Annotated in this window: 20 protein-coding genes; 6 read left to right on the forward strand and 14 right to left on the reverse strand. The window is 47.4% G+C overall.

The features are described 5' to 3' along the window. Positions 1-17: 17 nt before the first annotated feature. Complete coding sequence (locus tag BMY62_RS09295; protein WP_090658919.1) at positions 18-458, forward strand: YqaA family protein; 441 nt, start codon at positions 18-20, stop codon at positions 456-458. Between the two features lie 17 nt (positions 459-475). Here the strand turns inward: BMY62_RS09295 and grxD are convergent, their stop codons facing one another. The 4 genes from grxD to hemA all read right to left on the reverse strand — a co-directional run bounded on the left by grxD (position 476) and on the right by hemA (position 4194). After that, complete coding sequence (grxD, locus tag BMY62_RS09300; protein ID WP_090658920.1) at positions 476-787, reverse strand: Grx4 family monothiol glutaredoxin; 312 nt, start codon at positions 785-787, stop codon at positions 476-478. Between the two features lie 162 nt (positions 788-949). Then, the gene (gene prmC / locus BMY62_RS09305; RefSeq protein ID WP_256207535.1) at positions 950-1828 is read right to left on the reverse strand and encodes a peptide chain release factor N(5)-glutamine methyltransferase; all 879 of its coding nucleotides are present in this window, start codon (positions 1826-1828) and stop codon (positions 950-952) included. Positions 1829-1864: 36 nt separating this feature from the next. Then, positions 1865-2944, reverse strand: a complete 1080-nt coding sequence (gene prfA, locus BMY62_RS09310; protein ID WP_090658924.1) for a peptide chain release factor 1 — start codon at positions 2942-2944, stop codon at positions 1865-1867. Next, positions 2941-4194 carry a glutamyl-tRNA reductase gene (gene hemA, locus BMY62_RS09315; protein WP_090658926.1) on the reverse strand — a complete coding sequence of 418 codons (1254 nt, stop codon included), beginning with the start codon at positions 4192-4194 and terminating at the stop codon, positions 2941-2943. Before hemA ends, prfA begins: the two co-directional genes overlap by 4 nt. Positions 4195-4594: 400 nt before the next feature. Here hemA and BMY62_RS09325 point away from each other — a divergent pair, with 400 nt between their 5' ends. Beyond that, positions 4595-5056, forward strand: coding sequence for a hypothetical protein (locus tag BMY62_RS09325; RefSeq protein WP_090658929.1), 462 nt, complete (start codon positions 4595-4597; stop codon positions 5054-5056). A gap of 163 nt (positions 5057-5219) precedes the next feature. Here BMY62_RS09325 and lpdA read toward each other — a convergent pair whose 3' ends face one another. Further along, the gene (lpdA, locus tag BMY62_RS09330; RefSeq protein ID WP_090658932.1) at positions 5220-6683 is read right to left on the reverse strand and encodes a dihydrolipoyl dehydrogenase; all 1464 of its coding nucleotides are present in this window, start codon (positions 6681-6683) and stop codon (positions 5220-5222) included. Between the two features lie 277 nt (positions 6684-6960). Here lpdA and BMY62_RS09335 point away from each other — a divergent pair, with 277 nt between their 5' ends. Continuing rightward, positions 6961-8994, forward strand: a complete 2034-nt coding sequence (locus BMY62_RS09335; protein WP_090658934.1) for a c-type cytochrome — start codon at positions 6961-6963, stop codon at positions 8992-8994. A 29-nt stretch (positions 8995-9023) separates the two neighbouring features. Here the strand turns inward: BMY62_RS09335 and ppsR are convergent, their stop codons facing one another. Together ppsR and ppsA are read right to left on the reverse strand one after the other, a co-directional pair. Further along, positions 9024-9854 carry a posphoenolpyruvate synthetase regulatory kinase/phosphorylase PpsR gene (gene ppsR / locus BMY62_RS09340; protein ID WP_090658936.1) on the reverse strand — a complete coding sequence of 277 codons (831 nt, stop codon included), beginning with the start codon at positions 9852-9854 and terminating at the stop codon, positions 9024-9026. After that, a complete protein-coding gene (gene ppsA / locus BMY62_RS09345; RefSeq protein WP_090658938.1) occupies positions 9847-12228 on the reverse strand; it encodes a phosphoenolpyruvate synthase in 2382 nt (793 codons plus the stop codon). The genes ppsR and ppsA overlap by 8 nt, the downstream gene beginning before the upstream one ends. 201 nt (positions 12229-12429) lie before the next feature. Between ppsA and BMY62_RS09350 the strand changes: the two genes are divergently transcribed. Beyond that, entirely contained in the window at positions 12430-13023 is a 594-nt protein-coding gene (locus BMY62_RS09350) for a DUF2269 family protein (RefSeq protein ID WP_090658940.1), read from the forward strand. Positions 13024-13343: 320 nt separating this feature from the next. Here BMY62_RS09350 and BMY62_RS09355 read toward each other — a convergent pair whose 3' ends face one another. The 7 genes from BMY62_RS09355 to BMY62_RS09385 all read right to left on the reverse strand — a co-directional run bounded on the left by BMY62_RS09355 (position 13344) and on the right by BMY62_RS09385 (position 20472). Continuing rightward, positions 13344-14255, reverse strand: coding sequence for an FAD:protein FMN transferase (locus tag BMY62_RS09355; protein WP_090658942.1), 912 nt, complete (start codon positions 14253-14255; stop codon positions 13344-13346). A gap of 61 nt (positions 14256-14316) precedes the next feature. Further along, positions 14317-17076: a DUF3570 domain-containing protein gene (locus BMY62_RS09360; protein ID WP_090658944.1), complete on the reverse strand. Its 2760-nt coding sequence runs from the start codon at positions 17074-17076 to the stop codon at positions 14317-14319. Between the two features lie 15 nt (positions 17077-17091). After that, the gene (locus BMY62_RS09365) at positions 17092-17319 is read right to left on the reverse strand and encodes a DUF4266 domain-containing protein (protein WP_090658946.1); all 228 of its coding nucleotides are present in this window, start codon (positions 17317-17319) and stop codon (positions 17092-17094) included. A gap of 10 nt (positions 17320-17329) precedes the next feature. After that, positions 17330-17863, reverse strand: coding sequence for a TlpA family protein disulfide reductase (locus tag BMY62_RS09370; RefSeq protein ID WP_090658948.1), 534 nt, complete (start codon positions 17861-17863; stop codon positions 17330-17332). Between the two features lie 64 nt (positions 17864-17927). After that, positions 17928-18389, reverse strand: a complete 462-nt coding sequence (locus tag BMY62_RS09375) for a hypothetical protein (RefSeq protein WP_090658992.1) — start codon at positions 18387-18389, stop codon at positions 17928-17930. A gap of 230 nt (positions 18390-18619) precedes the next feature. Further along, positions 18620-19381, reverse strand: coding sequence for a hypothetical protein (locus tag BMY62_RS09380; protein ID WP_090658950.1), 762 nt, complete (start codon positions 19379-19381; stop codon positions 18620-18622). Positions 19382-19680: 299 nt separating this feature from the next. Next, positions 19681-20472 carry a hypothetical protein gene (locus BMY62_RS09385; RefSeq protein ID WP_090658953.1) on the reverse strand — a complete coding sequence of 264 codons (792 nt, stop codon included), beginning with the start codon at positions 20470-20472 and terminating at the stop codon, positions 19681-19683. A gap of 2214 nt (positions 20473-22686) precedes the next feature. Between BMY62_RS09385 and BMY62_RS09395 the strand changes: the two genes are divergently transcribed. Further along, positions 22687-24237, forward strand: a complete 1551-nt coding sequence (locus BMY62_RS09395) for a fused MFS/spermidine synthase (RefSeq protein ID WP_090658957.1) — start codon at positions 22687-22689, stop codon at positions 24235-24237. A 214-nt stretch (positions 24238-24451) separates the two neighbouring features. Next, complete coding sequence (locus BMY62_RS09400) at positions 24452-26950, forward strand: ABC transporter permease (protein WP_090658960.1); 2499 nt, start codon at positions 24452-24454, stop codon at positions 26948-26950. Positions 26951-26956 lie beyond the last annotated feature (6 nt).

The following is a 26956-nucleotide window of genomic DNA, read 5'->3' on the forward strand; positions in this document are numbered from 1 at the left end:
TTCACTGAAAAAATTCTATGGATGAACAATCAAGCTTGTTCGCACTGTTTACCAGCAGTTTTCTTGCCGCAACGTTACTGCCGGGTGGTTCAGAAGCCGTTCTCGTCGGTGTTTTGGTAGCATACCCCGATCTGCTTTGGAATGCGATGATTCTGGCAACGATCGGTAACACGCTGGGTGGTATGAGTTCTTATTTAATTGGACGTTTACTGCCTGACAAAGAAGCTTTGCTGAAAAAAACCGGCGGCAGCTCACGCGGTCTGGACTGGGTCCATGGCCATGGTGCGCCCATCCTGTTGCTATCATGGACGCCGGTCATCGGTGATGCATTATGCGTTGCTGCCGGTTGGTTGAGAATAAACTGGCTGTCGGCCATGTTATTCATGGCAGCTGGAAAATTCGTCCGTTACTGGGTAGTCGCTGCTGCGGCCAATACTGTGGCCGCATCGTTCATTTAGCAAATACAGTTTTTTTATCAGTTGTCCTCAAACAATTTCTGCAGTTCGCCATTCTGGTACATTTCTGTAAGAATATCTGACCCGCCAATAAACTCGCCTTTCACATAAAGCTGAGGAATAGTTGGCCAGTCCGAATAATCCTTGATGCCCTGACGAATTTCCTGATCCTGCAGTACATCGACAGTAAACAGATTCTTCACTCCACAGGCATTCAGAATGTTTATAGCATTTGCTGAAAAACCGCACTGTGGCTGCTCGGGCGAACCTTTCATATACAACACTACAGGATTGTTTTTAATTTGCTGCTCAATAGTGTCTTCTACGTTCATCTTGAATATGCTCCTTATTATTTACAAACTTAACTAATACTCTATCAATATCATATTGATAGAGTACTTGTACCAATTGTCTGTTACAGTAATTGATTAATTAATGACAGCTGCTATAGAGACCGGTCATCACTGTATCAGGCCAGGCCAGCACAGCCCGGTTTAGCTACTATGGCTGTAACTGCCACCGCTTACTCGTTCTATCCCGGCCAGATCCAAATGCGAATGTATCTTCCGAAATCCGTTTCCTTTAAATAACTGTTGACAGGCTACAGCCTGATTATATCCATGTTCCAATAACAATTCGCCCCCGTCAACCAGAAATACGGGGGCGGTTGAGATTATATGGCGAATGCAGGCTAAACCGTTTTCCTGCGTTGATAGCGCCAGGCCGGGCTCGAAACGCAAGTCTCCCCGCAACAAATGAGGATCATTCTCTGCAACATAGGGTGGATTGGATACTATCAAATCAAATTTTATATTTGCGGTAAGTGTGTCAAACCAGTTTCCTTGAATGATATGTATATTATCCACAGAAAGCTTCCTGGCATTCCATTTGGCAATTTCAATGGCATCCATTGAGACATCCACAGCGGTCACATGTGCCAACGGCCGATGTTTGGCTATTGTTATGCCAATTGCACCACTTCCGGTGCCAAGATCAAGCACTTGGCATGGCCGTGACTTTGAAATGCACGCGATCGCGATTTCTACCAGCAACTCGGTTTCGGGGCGCGGAATCAGCACCGCAGAGGAAACTTTGAATGTAAGATCAAAAAAATCGCGCTTACCGGTGAGATAAGCAACGGGCATACCCTGTTCACGTTGTACAACCAGTTTCAGGAACTGCTCGATATCTTCCATAACCATTTTGTTTTCTGCATGTGCTATCAAGAATGCGTGATTCACTCTTAAAACATGCTGCAGCAACAGACGCGCGTCAATCCAATCAATTTTTCGACATGACCAGTCCAATGCTTGCTGAATGGTCAGGGAAAAACCGGTTAGCATACACTGTTCACGTAATATTGGATTCGTCACAGTTTTGTGGAATAAACAAATAGCAAAAACGTACGATTATTCTTCCATTGAGGCAGCCAGTAGATCTGCCTGGTGCTCGGCCATCAATGCGGAGCATATTTCATCGAGATCACCATCCATAATCTGATCCATCTTGTACAATGTCAAATTGATGCGATGATCAGTTACACGCCCTTGTGGAAAATTATATGTGCGTATACGTTCCGAGCGTTCTCCTGTTCCAACCAGCGATTTCCGGGTTGCTGCCTGTTCGGCCTGCTGTGCCTGCATTTGCTTTGCATGAATTCGTGCCGCCAGTACACTCATCGCCTGCGCTTTATTTTTATGCTGTGAACGGCCATCCTGGCATTCCACCACAATACCGGTTGGCAAATGGGTAACTCTGACTGCAGAATCGGTTTTATTGATATGTTGACCACCAGCGCCTGAAGCACGAAATGTATCAATTCGCAATTCAGCCGGATTCAATTCCACTTCACTGATTTCGTCCGCTTCCGGTATTACCGCAACCGTGCATGTCGAAGTATGGACACGCCCCTGCGTCTCGGTAACGGGTACGCGTTGAACACGGTGACCGCCGGATTCGAATTTCAATCGTGAATAAGCACCCTGCCCCGTTATTTTGGCGATAATTTCCTTGAATCCGCCCACGTCAGAGGGGCTTTGAGAAATAATTTCAACCTGCCAGTTTTGTCTCTCGGCATAGCGTGTATACATTCGAAACAGATTACCGGCGAACAGTGCAGACTCGTCACCACCAGTTCCCGCTCGAATTTCCAGAAAAATATTACGGTCGTCGTTGGGATCTTTGGGAAGTAATTGTTTTTGCAATTCAGTCTCAATTATCGCAAGCTTATCCCTGCCTGACTGCATTTCTGCTTCAGCAAATTCCCTCATTTCGGGATCGCTCGACATTTCCCTGGCAGTTTTAATATCCTGCTCGGTTTGCTGATAAGCATGATACAAATCAACAATAGGTATTATTTCGGCATGTTCGCGTGTCAGTTTGCGGAAATTGTCGAGATCATCAGTTGCAGTCTCGCTGCTCAACAACTGATTGAGTTCTTCCAGTCGCACACTGAGGCGTTCAAGTCTGTTAGTCAGGCTGGATTTCATTGCGGTCGATGCAACTGATAAAGCCTGTTAACCAGTTCAACCAGCTGCTCGCGTTCCGCAGTGGTGGCATGATTTAATGAACTCGATGGTATATGCAGAAACTTATTCATCAGGCCTTGACTTAGGGATTCCATGACCTTCATCGGATCTTCGCCTTTGGCCAAAAGCTTGCTGGCACGCTCCAGTTCATGTCGGCGGTAACGCTCACCCTGGTCACGTAAAGCACGAATAGTCGGAACCAGTTCACGCGTTTCCAGCCAGCGCATGAAATTGATGACATTGTTGTCGATAATCGCTTCGGCCTGCGCAACCGCACTTTGTCGCGCATCCATGCCTTCTTTGACAATATCTGAAAGATCGTCTACATAATACAGAAAAACATCGTCCAATTCCGATACTTCTGTCTCAACATCCCGAGGCACGGCCAGATCCACAATGAAAATAGGTCGGTGTTTACGCGTTTTTATAGCCCGTTCTACCATGCCTTTTCCAAGAATCGGCAACGGACTGGCTGTACAGGTTATGACGATGTCGTGCAAAGCCAGTTGCTCCGGTAAGTCAGCCAGTGTAATCGCTCGGGCGTTAAATCGCTTGGATAATGCCTGGGCGCGTTCAATGGTCCGGTTTGCGACAGTAATATTTTTAGGACTACGCGATGCAAAATGACTGGCACATAAATCGATCATTTCACCGGCGCCTATAAACAGTACGCGTTGTTCGCTGATTTCACCAAAAATACGCTCAGCAAGCCGCGCAGCCGCAGCAGCCATGGACACAGAGTTCGTGCCGATTTCGGTCGATGTGCGGACTTCCTTGGCAACGTAAAATGTATGCTGGAATAATTTATGCAGCAGCATTCCTAATGTGCCCGCATTTTCTGCAGACTTTACAGCACTTTTAAGCTGCCCAAGAATCTGTGGTTCGCCCAGAACCATGGAATCGAGACCGCTGGCAACGCGAAACGCATGCTTGACAACATGTTCACGCATCAGCTTATACAGATAAGGTTCCAGATCATTCGCTGACAAATGATGAAAATCAGCAAGCCAGTTCATGGCTTCTTCAGGTTTGTCCGTACTGCAATAGACTTCTGTACGATTACAGGTTGAAACGATAGCCGCTTCTTTTATCTGATTACGACCGGCCAGATCATGCAAGGCATCTTCCATGGTATTTTCAGGAAACGTCACCTGTTCGCGCACATCCAGCGGTGCTGTATTATGGTTTATACCAAAGGCAAATAGCTGCATGAAAATTTAATGTATAAGCAATTGGCGAAAATCGCAAAGAATGAAAAACCCGTCATTATAATATCAAGCGTATTTAAATACTATCCATGTAGTTAATTTGTCCATTCTAACGTGAATATGTTCACAAAAGTACTTCATCTCAACGGATTGAGACAGATGGGACAAATATCATGCGCTTTCTGGTGCCGATTATTTTATCTTGTTCGTGAATGGCATTTTTATTTTGTTTTGCATCGAAAAACAATGAACTGTGCAACATGATATTTTGGGGGTATACTTCGGCTGCTAGTGATGTACAGTGTAAAATCAATGTTTTGCACATCATACTTCAGCTTATTGATTTTTAAACTATCTCACACTAGCAATTTAGGTGAAAGTAAAATTTAGTCACGGAGTTTTTATGAAAAAAAATACAGCTTACGTTCTTTTATTTCTGGCGCTGAGCATTCCCTTTACGGTTTTTGCCAGTACAAAAGAAGAAAATTCTGATACTGTTGAAACCGAGGCAGAAGCGCAACCGGAGGAAATAAATGAACTGGAAAGCGGAAACGGATGGAAAACCGTGCTGATCGCCGAACTGGGTAAATCAGGAAAAAAAGTAAACATGGTCCTTGTTGAACAAAAACGGCATACCGACAAAACCGTTTACAGCAACGCTATTTCCCGTTTATGCCAGGGCGAGGACGAATTCTGCAGAGTACGATTCTGGAGCGACGCGCGCTACATACCAGAACGCGCCGCCCTGACCGCTGAGCAGAACAAACAATTAAAAGCGGATTACCTGTTTAATAAAACGGCGGGTATCAGGGAATTGCGCTGGTCTTGCGGCGTTGATCCAAACAGTCAGAATTGCCTTCCTTAAAAGTTAACAATGCTTTTTAAAGCGGCTATACATAATAAATTTTATCTATAGCCGTTTTTACATTCTCCTGCCTCTTTCAGCTGACAAAACAGACCAGACGGATATTACAGGCGACATTACCGGACGGGCAGCAACCGCAAACCGGTAGCACAAACCGGTATCATTAAATATGCAGCGCCCTTTTATTAGTGTCCAGTGAAGCTTCATGCAATACTTCTGATAATGAAGGATGCGCATGCACAATGCTGGCAATATCCTCACTACTGGCGGCAAATTCCATAGCCATGACCGCTTCGGAAATAAGCTCCGAGACATGCGGACCGAGCATATGAATACCAAGTATGCGGTCTGTATCGGCATCTGCAATAACCTTTATGAAACCGGATGTTGCATTCATAGCACGTGCACGGCCGTTGGCAATGAAAGGGAATTGACCGACCTTATATGCAACGCCTGCTTTTTTGAGCGCCTGCTCAGTCTTGCCTACCCAGGCAATTTCAGGTGCGGTGTAAATGACCCACGGAATAGTGTCAAAGTTAACCGGCTCGGTCGATTTGAGTTGATGCCCTTTCTCTCTGGCCGCTATAGCCTCGGCAACGGCAACACCCTCCTCGGAAGCCTTGTGCGCCAGCATGGGCCCACGCACCACATCACCTACGGCGTAAACATTCGTCAAATTTGTCTGGCAGTACTCATCTACAGCAATAAAACCGCGCTCATCCAGATCAAGATCGCTTTCATCGGCTCCCAGGTCCGCCGTATTCGGCACCCTGCCAATGGCAACAATTAATTTGTCAACTTCAAGTTTCTGACCGTTACCATCTGCATCGCGATACTGGACTGAAACGGATTTTTTGCTGGTTTTAATGGATTCTATTTCAATACCCGTATGGATAGCCAAACCCGGCTCCTTGGAAAAGATTTTCTTTGCTTCTTTTGCGATTTGATCATCTGCCGCCGTAAGAAAATCGGGCATTGCTTCCAGCACCGTCACTTCCGAACCCAAACGACGCCAAACGCTGCCCATTTCCAGGCCAATAACACCTGCACCTATCACTCCCAGATGCGCTGGCGCTTCTGGCAAATCCAGTGCACCAACATTATCGAGTATTTTTTCATTGTCAATGTCAATCATCGGTAATTGCCGTGGTACCGAGCCTGTGGCTATTATGACATATCTGGCCTGAATGGTCTGTTTATGCTCGCCGTCATTAACCTCTACACGCCAGGTATCATCTTTGTCAGTGCGCTTGAGCAGTCTTCCGGTACCCAGCATCGACTTAACCTTGTTTTTTTTAAACAAAGAAGCAATACCTGTAGTAAACGTTGTAACAATTTTATCTTTTCTGGCAATCATCGCCGGAACATCAACGGTAGCGTTTTCTACCTGAATACCATGTGCCGAAATTTTATGTTTGACTTGAAAATATTGCTCCGATGATTCGAGTAAGGCTTTTGAAGGAATGCAACCGACATTAAGACAAGTTCCACCGAGGCTTGCACGTCCGCGCGCATTTTTCCACGCGTCGATACACACTGTACTCAAGCCAAGTTGCGCACAGCGAATCGCTGCAACATATCCGCCTGGCCCGCCACCAATGACTGCCACGTCTGCAATTTCTGACATATTTTTTCTTTCGTATTAGTTAATCTGGTTTACTATTTTACTAAAGTTTATAGTTTGGCAAAGCAATAAACGCAACAGGCTAGCACAACAATAATCCGTTGCCTGTATAAAAGGCAACATTCGGTTAAACGCTAAACCTGCTTGAATATCCATCCGCTCAAGGTAAAATATCACACATTTTGTCTACAGCAGTGGCATGTATGGCTTTTATCTTCAACCTGATCGTGGATACATATATCAACATCTGTAACGATAAAGCAGAACTACAATAATTACTATGTTCGAATTTATATCTAATCTGGGCCGGTGGGCGCAGTTAACAGCCAACCTGATTTTGTTTGGCAGTTGTTTTTTTCTTGCCATTACCTGGCAGAAAAAAGCAGTACTTGAAATTCCGTCTTCATGGCTTTCCCGGCTCGAAAAAGGGTTTACCTGGCTGGCGGCGCTGGTTGTGATTGGCCTGGTCGTTGTTCTGGCATCAACGACTGGAGAAGCGACTGGAAATGTATCCAATGCGCTGGATCCTGCAGCATGGCAGCAGTTTATCTGGCAGACCAAGGTCGGATTTATCGCGTTGATCCGTGTCATACTGGCTACAATCCTATTCATTGTAATTGCCGGGTTGCTACGTAAAAACCGGGCACGCTGGCATTATGGCGTCTGCGCCTTGTTTGCATCATTACCCTTGATTGCAGGAACTTTTGTCAGCCATTCAAGCGCTGACGAAATGTCGCTTGTTTCTATCGCGCCTTTTGCTCTGCATATACTGCTGGCCGGAATATGGTTTGGCGGACTACCTGTGTTTATGTTGATTATTCTGAACAGTAACAGAGAATTTGACAAAGTCACGCGTGTACTCAACGCCACATTTCTGGAGAAATTCTCCGACATGGCGCTACCGGTTATGGTGTTGCTGATAGTCACAGGATTAATCGTGACCGATCGTATGATAGAAGATGATTATCATACCCTGGTATCAAGCCCCTATGGCTGGCTGTTAAACCTGAAACTGATGATCCTGATGTTCATTCTGGCCATTGCATACAAGGTGCGTAACACATGGCTGCCTCTGTTTTCACAGGTTGACATCAATGATCAGATCAGGCGGGGGATCGCTCATCTTAGGAAATGGATACGGCTTGAATTAATACTGGCTCTGGCGCTGATGTTCGTAGCCACCACTCTTGCCAACACACTGCCCGCCAAGCACGCAATTATAGAACACTGGCCGTTTCCTTTCCGCTTCGCATTTGACAGCGCATCGGAAGAATCGCTCGATGAAGCATTGTTCTGGTCCGGTTTCCTACTGTTTTCGATTGCGCTGTGTCTTGCCTGGATGGGCATGCATTTACGCTGGAACTGGAAAAATAAATTTTTCCTGCCGAGCGCACTGGCTGCTGCTGCAATGGCCATTGCACTGCCACCGATTACAATCGAGGCCTATCCTGAAACCTATATGAAACCACAGATTCCCCTTGATACACTGTCAATATCACATGGCTCGCAACTGTTTGCCGAACACTGTGCAGATTGCCATGGTCCACAGGGTAAAGGCAACGGCAGGCTCGCCCAGACATTATCAACCAGCCCGGCCGATCTGCTTACCGAACCACACACAGTCCGGCACACCGTTGGTAATTTTTATCATTGGATAGCGCACGGTGTACCTGGCACCAGCATGCCAGGTTTCGCCGAAATTCTGACCGATGAAGATATCTGGGATGTGGTCAATTACCTGCATGCCTTGTCACGCGGATTTGACGCTCGTCTGCTCGGCACCATGATTATTCCTGAAGTACCGGCTATTGCTGCACCGGTTTTTTATTACTCGGCCAGTGACGGCAGCAGTGGCGATCTTAAGGATTTTCGTTATAAAAAGAACACCATACTGGTTTTTTTCTCCTGGCCGCAGTCGCAACAGCGACTGATTCAGCTCAAACATGCTCATGAGCGTGTAACCCAGGACCATAATGCTGCAATTCTTGCGATTCCAATGCAACAGCTCGACCAACAGGAGTTACTGGAAATTAGCGATCTTGTCCCCTTTCCGGTTGTCACGGAAGAATCTGCAGAAATCACCGACACATACCTGCTTTATCGCCGGGTCAGGGCTGTGCCGGATTTAAACGGTGCTGGTTTGATGCCGGTACATATGGAATTCATGATTGACCGTTTTGGTTATTTACGTGCGCGATGGAACGCGCAGTTCGAGGGCTTTGGCTGGCAAAATATCAATGCATTGACGCAGCAGCTGGCACTGCTTAACCAGGAAGATGAAATCATGCCGCCGCCCGACGACCACGCGCATTAGTATGATGCGGTATGGATTACCCTGTTTTTTTATCCGTATAACTGGCGCCTCAGACCACAGCGCGTCAGTATAATTGCGCTGATTTCCTCGATCGAGATCCGCGTCGTATCGAGATATGGAATACTGCATTTACGGAACAGCGATTCCTGCCACTGAATTTCTTTTTCACACTGTTCAAGCGATGCGTACTGACTGTTCGGACGACGCTCGCTACGAATTGAATGCAATTGTGCTGGACTCAAAGTCAGTCCGAATAGTTTGCTCTTGACGTTTTCCAATACTTGAGGCAAGGCATGCCTATGCATATCATCGGGTGTCAGCGGATAATTGGCGGCAGCGATTCCATATTGCAACCCCAGGTACAGACATGTGGGCGTTTTTCCCGAACGTGATATACCAATTAAAATAATGTCAGCCTCTGCATAGTGCTTGGGCCTGATACCGTCGTCATGAGCAAGTACGTAATTAAGGGCGGCAATCCGCTTGAAATACGATAAATGATGCTGTAACCCGTGAGAGCGACCGGCCATGCGGGCAAACGGCAGATGCAGTTCCTCCTCGATAGAGCGGATAAACGTTTCAAAGAAATCAAAAATACGGCAGTTGGACTGTTTGATAACTTCGAGTACTTCAGGATTCAGCAGCGTACTGAACACCAGTGGCCGGCAATCATCTTGCTCGGCAGCTTCATTGATTTTTATCGATACCGCCCGGGCCTTTTCGATATCATCCAGAAAGGGTACGCTGACGACTTCCCATGCGATACCATCAAATTGTGTCAACAGGCTATGGCCAAGCGTTTCCGCGGTTATTCCAGTACGGTCGGATAGATAGAAAACGGTCCGTTGCTGTTTATTCATGCCGGATTTTTGCCAGATCAAGCCATGTCTGCATAACCGAATCCGGATTGAGCGACAGGCTGCTGATACCCTGATCATAAAGCCAGTGTGCGAAATCAGGATAATCCGAAGGAGCCTGCCCACAGATACCAACATATTTGTTCTGTTTGCGACAGGCATCGATTGCCATTTTCAGCAATTTTTTCACCGCAGGATTGCGCTCATCGAACACATGTGAAATCAGGGCTGAGTCCCGGTCAATACCAAGCGTCAGCTGCGTCATATCGTTTGATCCGATGGAAAAACCATCGAAAAATTGCAGAAATTCATCTGCGAGCAATGCATTGGAGGGAATCTCGCACATCATGATCAATCGCAGATCATTAGCGCCGCGCTCGAGCCCCTGCGATGCCAGCAGCGTTGTGATATGCTCGGCTTCTTGCACTGTGCGGCAGAACGGAATCATGATCTCAACATTGGTCAGCCCCATTTCATTACGTACTTTGCGCAGTGCCCTGCATTCCAGTTCAAAGCAGTCCTTGAAATCGGGAGAAAAATAACGGGAAGCGCCGCGAAAACCAATCATGGGATTTTCTTCATGCGGCTCATACCGGTCACCCGCGATCAAATTTGCATATTCGTTAGATTTGAAATCAGACGTTCGCACGATAACCGGGTTAGGATAAAATGCAGCTGCCAGAGTAGCAATTCCTTCAGTTAACTTCTCAACATAAAAATCGACGGGATTTTTGTAACCGGCGGCGCGCTTGCCGACTTCCCTCTTCAGGTCATCGGGAAGCTGGTCGAATTCAAGCAGCGCTTTCGGATGCACACCAATGGTATTACTGATGATGAACTCCAGTCGTGCAAGACCGACGCCATGATTGGGAATACGGGAAAATGAAAATGCGTATGACGGGTTGCCGACATTTACCATGATTTTAACCGGAAGCTCAGGTAATTCCCCGGCACTGACACTGCTATGTTCGTAATTTAACTTACCAGCATACACATAACCTGTGTCGCCCTCGGCGCAGGAAACCGTCACAGCAGCGCCATTTTGAATGCTGGTCGTTGCATCGCCACAGCCGACCACCGCCGGAATACCCATCTCTCTTGCAATTATGGCGGCATGGCAAGTACGACCGCCACGATTGGTAACGATAGCAGCAGCACGTTTCATAATGGGTTCCCAATCCGGGTCCGTCATGTCAGTGACTAACACGTCGCCAGGCTGAATTTCGTGCATTTGATCAATGCTCATGATCTGGCGCGCGGCCCCCTGGCCTATCTTCTGCCCGATTGCGCGCCCTTCAACCAATACTGTACCTTTGTCAATCAGTCGAAAACGCTCCATGACCGGTTTGTCCCGGCTTTCTACAGTCTCTGGTCTTGCCTGAACAATATATAACTGGCCATCCACACCGTCCAGCGCCCATTCAATATCCATCGGACGGCCATAATGTTGTTCGATGATCAGCCCCTGATGCGCCAACGCCTCAATTTGACTATCAGACAAGGCAAATCGCTTGCTTCGCTCATCATCAACGTCACGAATCAGTGTCGCCGCTTCACCGGGAGCGCGGCTGTCAGCATAGATCATTTCTACGGCCTTGGTACCCAGGCGCCGTGAAAGTATCGCGGGCCGCTCAGCTTTCAATCCGGTTTTATAAACATAATATTCATCCGGATTAACCGTACCCTGAACAATGGTTTCTCCAAGACCGTATGCCGCCGTGATGAAAATAGCGTCACGGAAGCCGGACTCGGTGTCCAGTGTAAACATGACGCCGCTGGCACCCAGGTCACTGCGCACCATTTTCTGGATTCCTGCCGACAAATACACCTTGTCGTGCGGAAAATTCTGATGAACCCGGTACGCAATAGCCCGATCGTTATACAACGAGGCAAACACAATTTTGATTGCTTCAAACAAGGCGTCCAGCCCGCTAACATTCAATAAGGTCTCCTGCTGCCCTGCAAACGAGGCGTCCTCCAGGTCTTCAGCAGTTGCTGAAGAACGCACGGCGAATGATAATTCTTTACTGTCCGCTACGTCGGCAGTCAGTTTCTCGTAGGCGTGTGTCACTGCCTGTCTAATGCTGTCCGGTATGGTCGATTGATAGACCCACTCGCGGATTGTCCTGCCCGCTGCGGTCAACGCTGAGATATCGTCGACATCCAGCGGGTCCAGTACACTGTTGATGCGATCGACAAGCTGGTTGACTTCCAGAAATTCCTGATAAGCCGCAGTCGTCGTCGCGAAACCGGGAGGTACATTGACCCCGGCCCGAGAAAGATGATAAATCATTTCTCCGAGTGAAGCATTTTTACCACCCACGCGCCCCACATCGTTCATCTTCAGCTGATCAAACCATAGGATATACTCAGTCATTGTATGCAAACTCCTGTCGATCATTCATTGGTTGAACTCCATGCGGATAAAGATATTGCTCAATATTCAAACTTCAATTGTAGCCTAAAGTATCTTGAACGCTCTGTATTGTTTTTTTGCCAAAAGCTTTATAAGCTGTGATCAACAGGCTTTAATTGATTTAAGTACATGAGCTGTATCATTTATTTATATGATTAGAAAATGATTTATGAATTACTTAAACTGGCACATATCATCGGCGCCATTCTGATTGGCGGCGGTTTAATCGGCGTTTGGATACACGATATGCGATCACGTCAAACCAGCGAGCTGGTCCGTTTCTCGGAATCCGTACGCAACATTGCATTATTTTACGATGCAGTGGTCGTACCGGGTGCAATTATATTGCTCATTTCGGGCAGCTGGTTGATCGCTGTTTTCTATGACGGCTGGAGCTTCATTCGTACTCCATGGCTTGCCGGCATGGTGCTTCTATTCATCTTTGAATTTATTGAAGGTAATACAGTGACTCGCATTTATTTTGTCCGGTTAAACCGCCTGGCAGAAAAAGCCTTGCAAACAGGTAATTTCACGCCGGAACTGAGGCGGACTCGCGCGCAAAACATTCCAACATTTACACATTTTCTTGATTTGCCGATCCTGCTCCTGATTGTCATGCTTGGGGTACTTAAACCGGATAACTGGTTGCTGCTGATCTATGGCACGATCTTTGCCATTGTTATTGCGGCGGCTTTAATGCTGCTGGTTACCCGTTTATATCCACATTATGAACAAAATTATAATACTGATAGGTGATAGTACTCTATCAATATGATATTGCCGGGTTCAGTGAACTTGTCAGTGTTCATGGCAAGGCGTGTCTTGCAGGAAATAGTCGTTCTATTACCAAAAGACGCAACGCAGTCCATGGGCGCTGACAAGCTCACCCACAGGGCGCTACCGTGGTGTCCTGCAGCCGCGTTACAGTTCTTGAAAAGGGAACGACCTTTCCCGCGTACTGTGTCTTGCTCCATAACACCACGGCAACGCTGTACCTGGCAATATCATATTGATAGAGTAACTAGCATCGTGCTGAGGTATCGTCACCTCACACTCCCCTGTATCGTATTTATACGTCACTCAGCATCTAGTAAAGAACCGCCCGTACCACCCTTGGTATCAATCCATAAATGTGGCAAACCCAGATCTCGCAGCCAGTCCGCTCCCAGCGCCTCCTTGAGCATCCCGATGGTCGACGCGCTGCCTGCAACGACACAGAATTCTCCCACAACACTGACCGCTGCCATATGGCTGACAGGCCAGCCTGTTTTTGGATTGAGCACATGTCCGTAACGTCTGCCGTTAATAGTAATGCATCGTTCGTAATCGCCACTACTGGCCAGTGCACCCGATTGAAGCAACAAAATTTTCAGCGCCACATCGGGGTTGCGTGGATGCTGAATTGCAATTCGCCAGGGGCTGCCGTCCGGATGAGGGCCGATAATCTTGATGTCTCCACCCAGGTTGACAACGCCATGTTCGATACCAGCATCAAAACAAAGTGCAGCAGCCCGGTCAACGGCATATTCCTTGACTACACCGCCAAAATCAATTTCCATTCCCGGCACCCCAAACGATAAAACCGGCCGTTCCCATTTTAACCGGTGCCAGCCAATTCTTTTCTTTATCTTGTCTATTTCTGCATGTGTCGGCAACTGATCAGATTTAAAATCCCATACCTGGCGTAATATGCCCGAAGTAATATCAAAAAGCCCATCACTCTGCTGGTAACACGTTGCTGCGTAATCCAGCAAACCGGCCGTTTCGTCGTCAACAGCAATACTGCCGGCATCTGCAGCTACCCGATTGATTTTTGATAAGAAACTGTCCGCGCGATAGCGGGAATACAGTGACTCAAGCCGATTGATATCTGCAATGGCTGCATCGGCAGCTTCCTGACCTTTTTTTTTGCTTTTTGCATATAGCTGAATCAAACAGGGAGATCCCATTGCCTTGAAACTGTAGGGATAATATTTTAGTCGCGCCATAGTTATTTATCGCACAGTTCGGCGTACCCATCAACAAACCATGGCAAGCACCACCCAAATGTCAGAACCGGTAACTCCAGGATGCTGTCAATGCGCCCTTGCGGTCCAGCTGAAACCCGTTGACATCCGTGTGCACGGGTTGTAACCATTCAAAGCCGAAATGGTGACCTGCAAACCGGCCATCGGGTATGATAGCGTTTACACCCAATCCGATATTCCAAAATTGTCCGCCATAGTTGGACGGAAAATCCATAGGACCGATGCGCGCATTTAACGTATTAAAATCTCCGTGAATCCGGTCTTGTAATGTATACAAGCCCCTAACGGAAGCTGTCAGCCAGGACGTCAGATCAATTCCACCCCATGTCGTCGCCTGAAAAAGATCACCGAGGCGATAACCCGACTCGTTACGGTCTTCCATACGTTTTACACCGCTGACCTGAGCACCCCAGTTCCATCGATTATATTCCCCTGTATAAGTCAGACTCGGAACAAAATCCCATGTGCCGCTTCCCAATTGCATACCGAAATGTATCGCTCCACCATCAACCCTGAAAACCCGCCGTATCTCCAAGTCGGTTTTCCCCGTTGGTGCGCTGATTCCCAGGCCCGCGTGAACACGATGTCCCTGCTTTTCATACAGTTTGATCAACGATGCGATTAATGTATCACCGATCACGCCAGTCGTATGACCGCCAAAATGCTGATGCTCACCCGGTTCAGGAGGCGGTCTGCCTTCGAGCTCCTGCAGATGCATTTCCATATCCATAAAACGTGGCATCAACATCAGATTGAGCCAGCGGGTCGGCGCATACATGATGTCCAGCATATGCATACGCATGTCCATCTCCGCAGGCTTGAAGGTGCATAAAATTTCAGTACTGCAGCCCTCGCTGACAATCGTCGGATCGCTGACGGTATTGCTGCCGTGCAGCATGTTTCCGCCCATGCGACTGTACATAAAATTGTACCCCACCATGAATTCACCCGGATTGTCCAGCATGTGTGCAAACATCAGGCCCGCCGGCTGAAGATGATGACGGCTATGTTTGTGGGAGTTATCTTTACCGGTATGCGCATGGTGGTGCGCATGACCGCTTGAGCCCGGCAGGCTCATAATTCCGGGATTAATTGTCAATGCAGCATTCGCGACATAATAGTCAAAATCTGCAAAGCTGTTGCCGCCGCCGCTGCCCAGCTTCATTGAACTGGCCCGCGTGTAATACTCGAACCCGGCTTCCAGGGCAATGCCCTTGGCAAACTCTTTGCGTAGCGTGACACCGCCGCTCAATGCACCAAACCCTGCCAGCCGGTGATCGCTGGAAAAATCACCCGGCAGTTTGCCGGCATCGAACGGAATCGTTTTGGGTTGTACGTCCGATACGCTAACAATATTGCCTTCACTGTCCAGTAAATTAAAGTTCTCGTCCCTGACATATTCAATGTCAGGATTGTTACTGTCAACCCAGATGTTCCTGCCCAGGCTATCCACGGCCTGCGTTGAATAATTTTGTTGCGTAATCAGATAAGGCTGGTAAAAATCAGCGGAATCCTGCGAGTAGTAACGGATTCTCGGTGTTACAATCCAACCGCCCGGAAGTGGCTGAATCCAGTTTGCGCTGAAAGTATTGGTATTGATTCCCCAGTCGTCGGTAGAGAACCGGTAATTAAAGTGCAACGCGGCATCCAGTGGGTTGATGTGCTGAATATATTTTGTACTGAACGCAAACTGGTTGCGCTGTCCGGGGCGCTGTTCAAGCAAAGCGCGCACATCACCCAGTATCGGTGTTGTCTGGCCGTTGTTCAACACTTCCGGATCGACGAATATCACCGTTACTGCTTTATACGGGTTTTCCAGATAACCATTACTGTGGGTATAACCAAAATTGGCGTCGACCAACGAATGCTTTGTGAGAACCTGCGTTACGCCGATATTGGCGGCCCAGTCCTGACGTTCAGCGCGCAAAATCTCAGCGCCGTCTTCCCGGCGCCGAATCTGATCGCTGAAAGCCGTTTTGGTCAGATACGGTGCTGCATCATGGTCGAGAATAGCGCTGATATCGCTGCTGGTATAACCGGCGCCGAACTTTACACTGGTCAGTTTCTGATTGAAATCCAGTCTGCCGCCCAGGTTGCCAAAGCTGGATTTGTAATCATTCTCCAGTGAAAAGCCCGCGCTGGCATTGATTTCAGCTTCGTACCATTCGTAACCAAGCCTGAAGTTGGCCTGGTTTCGCGTTTCTGGTGACGCCGTAGCGAGCACCAACACTGAACGGGTGTCCTGCATGCCTGTATCGCGCTGAAGGGGATTCAAATCACGGTCAAGCAGCACTCCCTCCGATGGATTCATGAGAGGCGATGCGCCTGCAACAACAGTGCCCGACGGTGTGTTTCTACGTATCGGACTATAAGGATTGGCCGCCAACGGCGAAGTGACAATTGGGGTTGCACCGGACCAGATGTCCTGTGTGTAACTAAACGCGAATTTGGCGCGGTCAGTCAGGGTAAACAGGCCGCTGCCGTGCAGGATATCCGCACGAATCGGGTTTTGACTGTTTGGTATACCGAACAGATTACGTTTGCTTTCCTGATAGCGGCTAAATTGAAAATTGATATGATCACCGTCAGCTGCCTGCGCAGAGGGTAGCAACAGCCCCGGCAGCATGACTGCAGCCGACGTCAGTGCCTGCAGCGTTTTGCTTGAACCGGCAGCTGCTACCGCAGTGCCACGTTGGCGTTTACGGGTAACTGGTTTATTGCTGGCAATCGAATTAACTGCACGTTTCAGGCTGATCTTTGGCTTATTGTTCTTTTTGGCCATTTAAACCGGAAATACTCAATAGCATCCACAACCTCCGCCACCATCGGAGGAATGGGTACTGGCAGCAGCTTCCCGACTAGAATAATTATGCAGTTGAATGTGATTTTGTAATGGATACGGATCGACAGCCATCTGGTGCTTTGCAAGATGCCCGCGTTCCCAGACCGGCACCTGCGCACAGCCTGATGCCAGCACACCTGAAACTGATATTAATAGAATTATAAAAAAATGTTTGAATTTCATGATTGGGCCATCAGGGTTGATGGTTTAGAAGCTGTTCAACGATTTTTCGGATTTTATCTGTTTCCCCTGAGCGAAAACCGCGGTGAATGTACCGTACAATGCCTTCGCGATCGATCAGGTAGGATGAAGGCATTGCAATTACGTCGAAGTTCTTTGCGCATTGCCTGGTGGGATCTGCTGCAATGGCAAAATCCGCACCATACTTACCCAGGAATACGTTAGCGTCTGCCATTTTTTCGTCAAGATTCACACCGATGATTCGCAGTCCTTGTTCGCTAAATTCATGATGCAACTGGTTCAGAAACGGAAAAGATTCTACGCACGGCGGACACCAGGATGCCCAGAAATCCAGATACACAACTTCACCTTTCAATGCCTGCACATTAACAACTGGCTCGCCTTCTAGTGTTGAAAGCTCGCATGGCGGTGACATTTCGTTGGCAAGCTGTGCAGCAGCCGCGCCTGTCGCTATATAAACGCAGGAAAGCAGAATCGCCAAATTACGAATAACCGTTGCGCACACGTCTTGTGTTTCTGTTTTCATCACTGATGTTTTCAAGTTCTCAATTAAACAAATAAGGCAAAGAGGCCATCAATAATTCATATACTTAATTAAATTGTGATATTGATATCTCTGTTCCTGTATGTATGCCGTCGACAGTATTACAATGCCACTCGGCGTCAACCGAGCGCGCGCCGACATCTGTTTTGTTGATAATCATATAATAAACACCCGGTCCGCCATGCAACGTAACATACGGGCTGTAATCGGCATCACCGGAAACGGTATCGGTAATACTGACTGCCTTGTTGCCTTTGAAAAGCTGTAAATTGACGAGCAGCCCCGGCACCGGTGGAGAATTATCACGTACGCGGGCTATCAGGTTTTCTGCGGGTCCGTTACCGTCATCAAAGCAGGAAACCAGCACCACGGCGGTAAACGTCCGGGACACGCCCGCGGCATCCATTGTTGCACCGCCGCCGTGTGCGCTGCTGCCTGCTGCGTGAACCAGTAAATATAGGGTTATATAAAGACTGATTGAAAATTTGGAAATAAATCGATTCTGCATTGCAAACTCCATCTGCTGCCGTTACAGCCTTGTGACCATATCGATTTGTATTGCTGCAAATCACCAGGGAACGGCATGGTTTAATAGTTAGTATCGATTATCCTTATCAATTGTATGGATAGCAATGCGACAAAATGTCGCACCTGAAATAACCTTTTGAATATAGAAGAAATCCTGCATCCACGTTCGGCTGCAGGATTTATATTAATGTCTATCAGCGTAGTAACAGCTTATGGCAACGGCCACACTTGTTGTCCGTTAAACTTGATTGGCATATCACGATTGATCTGGGCCGCTGAAGGTTTCATTTCAACAGCAACGCCTTCACCGCAATCTTCAGGCAGCGGATTATTTGCCAGGTCCCGATTGATGGTGAATGATGCCGGACCGGGATCGGTTCCAGCATCAACAGCAAAATGCAGGTCGCGGTCATACGGCGTACCAAGGCCTGCATGTGTCCATAGTTCAACTGTACCTTCCCCGAAATAGTTTACCCCGGTGATTTCACAAATATCAACAATGGATATGTAAATCTTCACGCTTGCAGCGCAGGATGACGGTTCAATACTTGCGGCTGTCAGTCTGAATGGCAGCGCCACACTTAAATTGCCCGGCATGCCTGAGCCTCCGCCCGCCCAGAAACCGACCACGTTTCCGTTCGCATCGGTTTTCTCATCCATGTAGTCAAATGCCGAACGATCGTAAAACAATGAGGCATTATTGCCATAGTTAGTCAGAAAATCCGTGATTGAACCGCTATGCTGAACACCGTCAACCAGAATGGTGGAACCAACACCACTTGGAAAAACAACCGAAGTTCCAATCGTATGCGTGGTTTCATTACAGGAATGACCGATCATAATATGGTTGATGGCACGCTCGCCTTCAGTAGCAGTCGGAACATTCAATCGGGTATGTGCGAAAGTATTTTGCGCTGCTCCCGCTACCATCAAACCGGCAACAATACCGGCAAGAATCGATTTTTTATGCATTATTTACCCTTTTAAATCATATTGATATCATTATATTTATCATGTACTGCATGTACAGCGTCTCAAGCTGTACACCTGGATGGTTATCAGCGCGTCGTTCGGGCTGTTATGGAAGCATCTGGCCTGTGTGGCTGCGTACACTTACAGAAAGTATCAGGGTATACGCCGTAAAGTGCAATGCGACGAAATGTCGCACCTGAAAATTACGTGCCTCTGAAAACGACAATGGCCACCTGAACTATCAGGCAGCCATTTTTGGTACCATTAATTTTCAGCCGGTTCTCTACCGGCGACGGGAATTAAGGCAGTGGCCAGACCTGTTGACCGTCTATTTTGACTGGCATGTCGCGGTTTACTTGTTCAGCTGACGGTATGATCCGTACAGCGAGACCTTCTCCACAGCTTTCGGGCAGCGGATTGTTCGCGAGATCACGCTCAATTGTATATGTGGCAGGATAACTCCATGAAGGTGCGTCAAATGACGATCCAACATCGGGGGCAGTCCAGAAATCAACGTTTGGATTATCAGAGTCCGAGCTGTCGATTTCCGCCATTGTTGTTAATTTACAGACATTGGCGATCGCAGGAACCAGAACTACTTTATTTGCGCAGGAATCCGGCTGAATGGCAACCGCTGTTATTTTGAACGGTAATTGAGCGACCCAGTTACTTGGCGGCAGTTCTCCACCTGCCGCCCAGAAACCAAGCGGGTTACCCAGAGGATCGTTTATAAGATCCTGCATCTCAAACACATCCCGGCTCTTGATCAATCGAATAAAAGGCGGATTAACGATATAGTTCAGCGCGTTTGCACCTTCGGGTGTTTCGAATGTTTGGAAATTATCAGTGGAAGTCTGTACGAGTGGTGCCGTGTTGGTGTCCGGCAGAAAAAAAACATTGCCGATTACAGGATTATCACCACAGCCATGCGGCACATTTACAGCGGTATCCGATGTGCCATGCGCCGACGAGCTTTCAATCGTGCTGGTAACAGTCAGACGAGTATGTGCTAGTACGTTCTGACTGGCAACTGCCAGCAATGCGGTTGATGCAATTGATACCGTTAACAGGCTTTTATTCAGTTTCATCATTTTTTTTCTCTCTCCCTTAAAAGTGACGATAAGTTATCGTGATAACCCGGTCATCTCATCATTGTTTGTATGTTGATTAAACTTGAAAATATTTTTGCTGTGATTTTGATATGGCATGTATTCGACCATGCATTGGTATCAATGGATTGCAGCAAAAACAGTCATTTTTAGTTTTATATAAAGCTTATGTAAAAGCAATGCGGCATATTGTCGCACCTGCGAGTTTTGGATCTTTCGATTTTAAATCTGCCACACCGGACCAACGCTGGAAAGGCAGTTGCCAGCAGCACTGTCATCGTGACCGGCGATACAACAATACAACTATAAACCGGCGGCAATCGACTCAGCGTTCTGCAGGCAACCAACCTTGGAGAGAGAGCTGTAAACAATAATAATTCGAATGAAACACAACTGTATTTGATCTGCTTGATGCGTTTCCTGTCGAATCCACTTCACTATGGTGTAAAAAAGAAAAAAAAACAATGTGACATAGTGTCGCACTGACTGATTGAATAAAAACGTCATACCATCGGCAATATACGCACGCAGCCGGAATAAAAATGCTCACGACAAGGGTGGAAACGGCGCGGACAGGCATTCGACTCCCGGATTTGATCCCGCTCACGATAGAGGGCTATCCAAAAAAATCAAACTGGATCTACCGTTAATCTCATGCCCTGCCCCGCACCGCTTCCATGGAGGATGAGTACAATAAACAGCAATACATAAGGATCAGCAATGTCATTCGATCATCGATTCGGAACTCCATCAACCGACCGGTTATCGTCTGTCGTTTCTGATCCTTTTTCTACTATTACCGAAAATAACCTGTTTAGCAATGTGACATTTTGCCGCACCGGACAGTACATTTCATCTCGAAACACTCCCAGCAGACCAGTTCATTTTCTGTAGCAGCTTCGTTTTTTTTTTGTAATGCCTGAGAAATGACTGATGGCGTCATTCACCCATCCAGCCCAAACACGCCAATTGAAAGTTTGCCGGTAGAAAAATCATGGTGATGGTGACATCAGGTATGGGCTGCTTTACTTGGGAGGCTGGTAACGGCAGTTCGTTTTAAATGTACTTGAACTGCTTACATCGTAAAAAAACTGCCGTCACCAACACGTCAATGGAGGAAAAGATACGATAAGATATACATATCGTCATGTTTCTTTCGAAACAAACATTCAGGGAGTAACCAGTTATCAGGGAGCCAGTAAAACAATAATCTGATTACAGTTAAACACTGAATGTTTTTTACTATCCCGTAAAAGATCCAAACAATCAATGCGGCATAATGCCGCACGCGACAGATTGTCTCACCTGACTGAATATGCTTTTTCCGTCTAGGCAATCATGCTCCGCACAGATTAATTCTTATTCTGCCCAAAAATCCGTTTTCCTGAAATGCCTGAGCATTGACAACGGCATCCAAAATCTGACCCGATTAATCGTGCGAAATGAAACGTTACTGACCATGGAAAGCCATAAAACGATTATAAGAGATAGAAAAGTCTTGAGAAGGCCGGTTGCGGCAATTTGTTTCGAATGCACTTGAATTCCCTGCATCGTAAAACAAACTGCCGCCACCAACACATCAATGGAGGAAAAGATATGATAAGTTAAACATATCGTCATGTTTCTTTCGAAACAAACATTCAGGGAGTAACCAGTTATCAGGGAGCCAGTAAAACAATTATCTGATTACAGTTAAACACTGAATGTTTTTTACTATCCCGTAAAAGATCCAAACAATCAATGCGGCATAATGCCACACGCGACAGATTGTCTCACCTGGCCTCGCAGGTGCGACATTTTGCCGCATTCTCAGAAGTATTCGCGTTGATTACAATACACAATGCTGAAATATTGCGCCTGAGTGAGATATTGCGTTCGGGCAAGTTATCATATTTGTACTGTCAAGATTATTTTTTGAACAAATCAGGATGAGATTCTCGTCTTTCACATACATATCATTCAAATGTTTCGGTTTTATCCCATAACATTATGTTATATAAACACAAATCTAAAAATATAATAAAATGCCTCATACTACACAGCAAGCTGCTATCGCAGCGAAATGCTCCGTTAGGTTTGCGTTTTTTATCGTATGTCTGCTACCTGGCCTAATTGAAATTAAGGAAGCAGCGGTCCGCTTTGATTCTCACAATAAAAAATTGAAATATATAATGTGATGACGATATTAATTAACCGATGAAACAATCTATACATAATTTTACCAACCATGCCTGGCTGTACTGCACAGTATTCCTGACCGGCGCTGCAGTCATGGTCATTGAGCTGCTTGGTACACGCCTGATCGCACCATTTTACGGCGCAAGCCTTTACGTCTGGACATCGGTTATCTCTGTAACCTTGATTGCGCTGGCGCTGGGGTATTTTGTTGGCGGCCGCTGGGCCGACCGTTCTAGACGCGTTGGTCTGGCAACCATTATTGCGCTTTCCGGTTTTCTGACATTACTGGTACCCTGGCTGACAGCACCCGTGCTGTTAATGACTGACCCCATGGGTCTTCGCATGGGAACATTTATCAGCACATTGATCCTGTTTACGCCGTCACTGTTTATGCTTGGAATGGTTGGTCCGTTTGCTGTAAAGCTTGCAACATCCAGTCTGGACGGCGTTGGCACCAGTACCGGATCAATTTATGCCGTGAGCACCGTAGGTAGCGTCATCGGCACGCTCTTTCTGGGGTTTTACCTGTTTCCACAGGTCGGTTCGCGTGAAATTTTTATCGGCCTTGGCCTGGGCCTGCTGGTACTGGCATTCGGCGTAGCCTATTTTGAACGCAGGCAGATAAAACTTGCAGTTTCGTTACCTGCCGTGGCCGTGTTGTTTACCGTCAGTATTTTTTTGTTACCCTTGGTTACAGATTCCAGCAGACAAACTGCCGAAGACAGTAACTATCAAACGCGGTTTGAACGAGAAAGCCTGTACGGATGGGTCCGCGTCGTTGACAATGACAAGGAAAATTTCCGCTTATTGATGATGGACGCTTCAACTATCGGCGCCGCCAGTATCAGTCATGGTGAAAATGCGCTGTCTTACCAGGAAGTTGTTACTCACCTTCCCAGACTCGCGCCAGGAATGCAACGTGCACTGCTGATCGGACAAGGTGCCGGTCATATGGCGATAGCACTCAAACAGTTCGGCATAGAAACCGATACGCTGGAAATCGATCCAGTCGTGGCAGAGGCGGCACGTGCTTATTTTGACTTCAAGCCCACAGGCAAAACCATCATCGGTGACGCACGGTATGAAATACGCAAACTGGAAGGCCCCTACGATCTGGTTATCATGGATGTATTCACAGGTGGATCAGAACCCGTTCACCTGTTGACCGTCGAATCCATTCGCCAGCTGCAGTCGCTACTTTCAGACAATGGTATCGTCGCTTTGAATTTCGTTGCTTTTTATGAAAACGGACACAATACAGCGCTGGCTTCTGTTGCTAAAACACTGGCCCAAGTCTTTCCACATCAGATCGCATTGATATCCGAGCCAGACAGAGAATTCAATGATTTTATTTTTGTTGCGTCCAACCAGCCTGTCAATATCAATGCCGACCACCTGAATCCGCTACTGCGTCACTGGTTCATACAGCGCTTGGTTGTTCCAGACCAAACACAGGGCGTTATTCTTACAGACAATCTGAATCCCCTGGAATCGATGCAAACCAGGAAAGCCGAGCAGTATCGTTCAATGATGGTTGATTTTTTCGGCCTGAACCAGTTTATTCGTTAAGACCCTACATACAACTCATATCGATACAGAGTCATTCCCACCGGCAAGACCAAAAAATCGAGTACAATCAGACGCAATTGCAGCGACTGAAATTTCTTATCGATGATATACATCGACCGGATTCTGAAACCAAACCGAGACTAGACGTATCATAACTGCATAATCAATCCGGTACGGTCCAGTCATTACAACTGATCGTTTTTGTTATTTTAATATGCGATATCTGAAATTATCCATACTCATGCTGCGGCGCGACTGGCGTGCGGGTGAGCTGTATGTGCTGATGCTTGCGCTCATTATTGCCGTCAGCGGCATGACCACTGTTGCATTTTTTGCAGACCGCGTTGATAAAACCTTGTCTCAGGAAAGTAATCAATTACTCGGCGCTGATTTGTTGATCATTTCAAAGCGTCCACTATCCGGGCGCTATGCAGAAGAAGCACAGCGACGCGGCCTGAAGACTGCCAGCATCACACAGTTTCCGAGCATGGTATCGAATGGGGATGCCAACCAGCTGGTCATGGTCAAGGCTGTCACCGAAGGCTACCCCTTACGCGGAAAACTATATCTTGCAGGCACCTCCGACAATCCCGAAAACCGTATTGCCACCCGTATTCCCGAACAGGGAACGTTGTGGATCGACGAAAAATTGCTGGCATACATGGATATCAGGCGCGGCGATCAGCTTGAAATCGGCGCTACGCAACTGACGTCTGCAGCGCTTATTATGCGAGAGCCTGATCATTCAGTGGGATTTATTCAAATGGCGCCACGGGTAATGATCAATGCAGCGGATTTATCCGCTACCGGACTGATACAGGAAGGCAGCCGTATAACCTATCAGCTTTTGATTGCGGGTGAGTTTTCTGCTGTCGAGACGTACCGCAACTGGGCAGAAAAACAGATTAAATCTGTTGAACGAATTGAAGGTATTCGTGATGCAAGACCCGAAATTAAATCTGCGCTTGAACGCGCAGAAAAATTTTTAAACCTTGCGGCATTGATCAGCGTGGTACTGGCAGCTGCTGCCATAGCGCTGGCTGTGCGCAGATTCACCCAGCGCCATCTGGATGGTTGCGCCATCATGCGCAGCATGGGTGCAAGCCAGCAAGGTTTGTTCAGTCTGTACTTGTTTTATTTTATTGCAATGGGTGTGATCGCCAGTCTGATGGGCTGCCTGATCGCCTATGCCGCTCAGGAGATACTTACTGCATGGCTTTCCGATCTGACCGATACAGAAATGCCGCTGCCAAGCCACCTCCCTGCCGTACACGGGTTTCTGGTTTGCATGGTATTGCTGCTTGGATTTGCATTGCCGCCAATACTGAATTTGCGTAGTGTTCCGGCTTTACGCGTTTTACGCAGAGACATCGGTTTGCCCAACACACACAGCGTTACGGGTTATCTGCTAGGACTGTCAACACTAACGCTGTTGTTTGTGTGGAAAGCCGGTGATCTGAAGCTCGGCTTGTTTACAATCGCCGGATTTGCAATTGCTGTTGCTGTTTTTGGCCTCATCGGTTTGCTACTGGTCAGGATATTAACCGGTTTGCGCGGCCAGACTGGTGGTGCCTGGCGCTATGGCCTGGCCAATATCAGGCGGCGCGCAATTTCCAGCATAATTCAGGCCGTCTCGCTCGGACTGGGTTTCATGGCGTTACTGGTGCTGACTCTGGTACAGGACGATCTGATTAAAAACTGGAATACGACACTTCCTCCGAATGCACCGAATCATTTTCTGGTCAATATCCAGCCTGATCAGCTAACGTCGCTGGAAAATTTTTTCAATCAGCATACCATCGACACTCCACCCGTTTTCCCGATGGTTCGTGGACGTTTGGTCGAAATTAATGATAATGAAGTTACGCCGGATGATTACACCGATCCACACGCCGCCAATCATGTCAGACGCGATTTCAATTTATCCTGGACCGCCGAATTGCCACACGATAACCTGCTTGCCCAGGGTGACTGGTGGGATACGGATCAGCCCCTCATTGAGCCGGTCTTGTCACTCGAAGAAGGTATCGCCCGAACATTGCAGGTTAAACTCGGCGACCAATTGACCTTTGATATCGCCGGCAGCCGTTTCTCGGCTACAATTTCCAATTTGCGGGAAGTTGAATGGGATTCCTTTCGTGTTAACTTCTTTGTCGTTACGCCACCCGGTTTTCTGGATAATTATCCGGTGAATTATATCAGCAGTTTTTATGTTCCTCCTGAAGAAGCTAAGACAATGCACGAGCTTGTCAAAGCCTTCCCAAACATACTGGTAATTGATGTAGCAGCAGTCGTAAAACAGGTGCAGGAAATGATTCAGCAGGTATCACGTGCAATAGAATTTGTTTTTTTGTTTACCCTGCTTGCCGGTTTTATAGTACTTTATGCAGCAATTGCCGCCACACAGGATGAACGTATTTATGAGGCGGCAATATTTCGTACACTGGGTGCAAAACGCGACCAACTGACCCGTGCCTGGGCAGCCGAATTCGTCATTCTGGGCAGTCTTGCCGGCATATTTGCATCCGCTGGTGCAAGCTTGCTGGGTTATGCAATCGGCAATCATGTCCTGCATCTTGCCTATTCGTTTAATCCATGGATCTGGGTCATTGGTATCGCCGCCAGTACTGCTGGCGTATTGGTAGCGGGTATGATAGGCACGCGCTCAACCTTGACTACACCACCTTTGCTGACTTTACGCAAGATAGGATAGGCCGGA

The organism is Nitrosomonas marina (assembly GCF_900111605.1).
GTDB classification, from domain to species: domain Bacteria; phylum Pseudomonadota; class Gammaproteobacteria; order Burkholderiales; family Nitrosomonadaceae; genus Nitrosomonas; species Nitrosomonas marina_A.